Here is a 4,180-nt window from a genome sequence, read left to right as displayed (position 1 = left end):
AGCCGGCCCTTCGCCGTACCGGTCAGGCGGAGCGTCGCGCGCGGTGGGCGGCGAGCTCGTCGACGGGGTCGGGCGCGGTCGGGTCGAACTCGACGAGGGTCGACTCGACCTCGCGGAGCACACGCCCGACGGCGATGCCGAACACGCCCTGCCCGCGGCTGACGAGATCGATGACCTCGTCGTTCGAGGTGCACAGGTAGACCGATGCGCCGTCGCTCATGAGCGTGGTGCCGGCGAGGTCGCGGATGCCCGATGCGCGGAGCTGGTCGACCGCGATGCGGATCTGCTGCAGCGAGATGCCCGTGTCGAGCAGCCGCTTGACGAGCTTCAGGACGAGGATGTCGCGGAACCCGTAGAGACGCTGCGAACCGGAGCCGCTCGCGCCGCGCACCGTGGGGACGACGAGCTCGGTGCGCGCCCAGTAGTCGAGCTGACGGTAGGTGATCCCCGCCGCGCGGGCCGCGACGGCGCCGCGGTAGCCGGCTTCGGGGTCGAGCTTCGGCAGGCCGTCGGTGAAGAGCAGGTCGTCGGCGAAGCCGTTGTCTGCGGCGTCTTCGGCCATCGTGTTCCTCACTCCTCGCGGTCGATTCCTGTCCACCGTATGGCAGGGGCATGGCTCCGGCAACGACATCCGTGCGGAAGGGGCGGCGTGTCGACGCAAGCGTGATCGAACGTTATAAACCGCTCGGCGCGGTCACGGCAGCAGTCGTTCGAGCGCCTGCCGGACGAAGAGACGGCGCACCTCGTCGAGCCGCTGCGCGAGCTCGGGGGCGAGCTCGGCGGCGCGTGCGCGGGATCGCGCGTCGGGCCGGCGCAGCAGCGAGCCGAGCGCCTGGTCGACGAGATCCGCGTCGCGATCGGCGCTCTGCCTGACGGCACGGAGGTGCCGGGGCTCGATGCCGTGGCGGTCGAGCGCGACGAACGCGCGGAGCAGCTGCACGGCGTCCTCGTCGTAGGCGTCGGACGCCTGGATCAGGCCGATGCTCACGGCATCGTTGAGGAGCTGCGGCGCGGCACCCGCCGCCGCGAGCAGGTCCGCGCGCGAATAGGTGCGCGCGACCGGGTGGATCGACGCGGGCAGCGGCATCCGGGCGCCGCCGTCGGCGTCGACCGCGTCGAGGTGGTCGCGGATGACGCTCAGCGGCAGGTAGTGGTCGCGCTGGAGCACGAGCCCCAGACGGATGCGCTCGACGTCGGCGGGCGAGAACTTGCGGTAGCCCGACGGCGTCCGCGTCGGCGACACGATCCCCTGCTCCTCGAGATAGCGCAGCTTGCTCGAGGACAGACCGGGGAACTCCGGCGTGAGCTTGGCGAGCACCTGGCCGATGCTCAACAGGACCGCTGACGCGCCTCGTTCTGCGGCAGCGGCCGCCATCAGGCGCCCGCCCCCGGCAGGTCCCGAGGGGAGGCGAAGAAGTTGAAGCGGAACTTGCCGATCCGCACCTCGGCCCCGTTGCGGAGCACGGCGCGATCGACGCGATCACCGTCGACGTACGTGCCGTTGAGCGAGCGCTGGTCGATGATCTCGAACACGGTGCGGTCGCGCGTGATCTCGGCGTGGCGACGCGAGACCGTGACGTCGTCGAGGAAGATCGCCGCCTCGGGGTGGCGACCCGCCGTCGTCACATCGGTGTCGAGGAGGTAGCGTGCACCCGCCGTAGGACCCGAGCGCACGAGCAGGAGGGCGGCTCCGGACGGGAGCGCGCCGACCGCCTCCAGCTCGACGGGCGACAGCTCGCCCGCGAACGGCACGAACGACAGGTCGACCTCGTGCCCGAACGTCTGGGTCGTGTCACCCGAGCCGTCGTGGCCGGCCGCCGGCCGGTACTGCGCATCTGTCACGCTCGACCTCCCTTTCGTTCCACCCTAACGGATCGACGCCCGACGCCGACCGCCCTCCCAGGCGCCTGGGAGGGGCTTCGGGAGAGTCTGCCGTCTCGCGCGGCCGAGCGGAAGATCCATCCAGTTTCGGCCGATAGGTTCGAGGTGTGATGAGCGCACCCCGCATCCCCGCCCGCCCTCGCCGCGCACGGCCCCTGCTCGCGGCCGTCGCAGCGGTCGCGGCCGCCGTCGCCCTCCCCCTCCTCGCGCCCGCGTCGGCATCCGCGCACTGGGCCGTCGTGGAGACCTCGCCCGCCGACGGGTCGACGGTCGACGTCCTGCCGGATGAGGTGTCGTTCACGTTCAGCGGCGCCCTCCTCGACGGCGCGCCCCAGTCGATCTACGTCACGGACGACACGTGCGCCGGCATCGACGGCGCCGTGGACAACGCCATCCCGATCGATCCCGCGTCGTGCACCGACTATGCCTCCGGCGACGCCGTCGCGAACGGGTACGTCCTCACCCAGCCGCTCGACACCGCGGGCGCACCGGCCGGCGAGTACACGATGATCGCGACCGTGACGTACAGCGACGGGCACAGCGAGTCGCTCGTACGCCGCTTCACCGCGAGCGAGCCCGCCGGCGGCGCCGTCGAGCCGAGCGCCACGCCCTCGGCCGATCCCACGTCGCAGCCGGAGGAGACGTCGTCGCCCTCCGCCGATCCCGCCTCCCCCGAACCCGAGCCGTCCGCGACGGGGACGCCGGCCGACACCGACGCGTTCTCCCGCAATCTGCCGTGGATCATCGGCGGCGGCATCCTCGTCGCGGGCGGCGGCGCGCTCGTCGCCGTCCTCGTCGCCCGCTCGCGTCGCCGCTGAGCCGGCCGCGGCCATCCACCCCCTCCCGCACAGATAGGCTTTCTCCCATGGCTCACTACGACGTCGTCATCCTCGGCGCGGGCCCCGGCGGGTACGTCGCCGCCGTCCGCAGCGCCCAGCTCGGTCTCACGACCGCCATCATCGAAGAGAAGTACTGGGGCGGTGTCTGCCTCAACGTGGGCTGCATCCCCTCGAAGGCGCTCCTGAAGAACGCCGAGATCGCCCACACCTTCACCCACAAGGCCGACCTGTTCGGCATCTCGGGCGATGTGCACTTCGACTTCGGCGCGGCGTTCGACCGCAGCCGCAAGGTCGCGGACACGCACGTCAAGGGCATCCACTTCCTCATGAAGAAGAACAAGGTCGTGGAGTACGAGGGTCGCGGCACGTTCACGGGCCCCAAGGCGATCTCCGTCGCGAAGTCGGACGGCACGAGCGAGGAGGTCACGTTCGACAACGTGATCATCGCGACCGGCTCGACCGTGCGCCTCCTGCCGGGCGTGCAGCTCAGCGAGAACGTCGTCACGTACGAGGAGCAGATCCTCACGCGCGAGCTGCCCGAGTCCATCGTCATCGTCGGCGCCGGCGCCATCGGCATGGAGTTCGCGTACGTCCTGTCGAACTACGGCGTCAAGGTCACGATCGTCGAGTTCCTCGACCGCGCCCTCCCCAACGAGGACGTCGAGGTCTCGAAGGAGATCCAGAAGCAGTACAAGAAGTACGGCATCGACATCCTCACGTCGACCGCCGTCAAGACCGTCACGGACAACGGCTCCTCCGTGCACGTCACGTACGAGTCGCGCGACGGCGTGGCCGGCGAGATCACGGCGGGCAAGGTGCTCATGTCGGTCGGCTTCGCGCCGAACGTCTCGGGCTTCGGCCTCGAGAACACGGGCGTGCAGCTCACCGAGCGCGGTGCCATCGCGATCGACGACTTCATGCGCACGAACGTCGAGGGCATCTACGCCATCGGCGACGTGACGGCGAAGCTGCAGCTCGCGCACGTGGCGGAGGCGCAGGCCGTCGTCGCGGCCGAGACCATCGGCAAGGCCGAGACGATGCCGCTCGGCGACTACCGGATGATGCCGCGGGCGACGTTCTGCTCGCCGCAGGTCGCGAGCTTCGGCCTCACCGAGGAGCAGGCGCGCGCCGAGGGACGCGAGATCAAGGTCGCGAAGTTCCCGTTCAGCGCGAACGGCAAGGCCAACGGCCTGGGCGAGCCCGTCGGGTTCGTCAAGCTCATCGCCGACGCCGAGCACCTCGAGCTCATCGGCGCCCACCTCATCGGCCCCGACGTGTCGGAGCTCCTGCCCGAGCTGACGCTCGCGCAGAAGTGGGACATCACGGCCGTCGAGGCGGCCCGCAACGTGCACACGCACCCGACGCTCTCGGAGACGCTGCAGGAGGGCTTCCACGGTCTCCTCGGTCACTTCATCAACATGTGACACTGCCGCGCGCGCAGGAGGGCGCCCGGTCCGATC

At 70.6% G+C, this 4,180-nt stretch carries 5 protein-coding genes; 2 read left to right on the top strand and 3 right to left on the bottom strand.

Annotated features, from left to right (window positions below):
* Positions 1-22 precede the first annotated feature (22 nt).
* The 3 genes from ACWGPF_RS17440 to ACWGPF_RS17430 all read right to left on the bottom strand — a co-directional run bounded on the left by ACWGPF_RS17440 (position 23) and on the right by ACWGPF_RS17430 (position 1,842).
* The gene (locus tag ACWGPF_RS17440) at positions 23-562 is read right to left on the bottom strand and encodes a MerR family transcriptional regulator (RefSeq protein ID WP_345434680.1); all 540 of its coding nucleotides are present in this window, start codon (positions 560-562) and stop codon (positions 23-25) included.
* Between the two features lie 132 nt (positions 563-694).
* The gene (gene ftsR / locus ACWGPF_RS17435) at positions 695-1,375 is read right to left on the bottom strand and encodes a transcriptional regulator FtsR (RefSeq protein WP_452333989.1); all 681 of its coding nucleotides are present in this window, start codon (positions 1,373-1,375) and stop codon (positions 695-697) included.
* On the bottom strand, positions 1,375-1,842 hold the full coding sequence (locus ACWGPF_RS17430) for an FHA domain-containing protein (RefSeq protein ID WP_345434675.1): 468 nt from the start codon (positions 1,840-1,842) through the stop codon (positions 1,375-1,377). Before ACWGPF_RS17430 ends, ftsR begins: the two co-directional genes overlap by 1 nt.
* 149 nt (positions 1,843-1,991) lie before the next feature.
* Between ACWGPF_RS17430 and ACWGPF_RS17425 the strand changes: the two genes are divergently transcribed.
* Complete coding sequence (locus ACWGPF_RS17425; protein WP_452333988.1) at positions 1,992-2,699, top strand: copper resistance protein CopC; 708 nt, start codon at positions 1,992-1,994, stop codon at positions 2,697-2,699.
* Between the two features lie 47 nt (positions 2,700-2,746).
* Positions 2,747-4,144: a dihydrolipoyl dehydrogenase gene (gene lpdA / locus ACWGPF_RS17420; RefSeq protein ID WP_452333987.1), complete on the top strand. Its 1,398-nt coding sequence runs from the start codon at positions 2,747-2,749 to the stop codon at positions 4,142-4,144.
* Positions 4,145-4,180: the final 36 nt, after the last annotated feature.

It is taken from the genome of Microbacterium sp. NPDC055683 (genome assembly GCF_053617895.1).
This window is presented reverse-complemented; position numbering and strand designations above follow the sequence as displayed.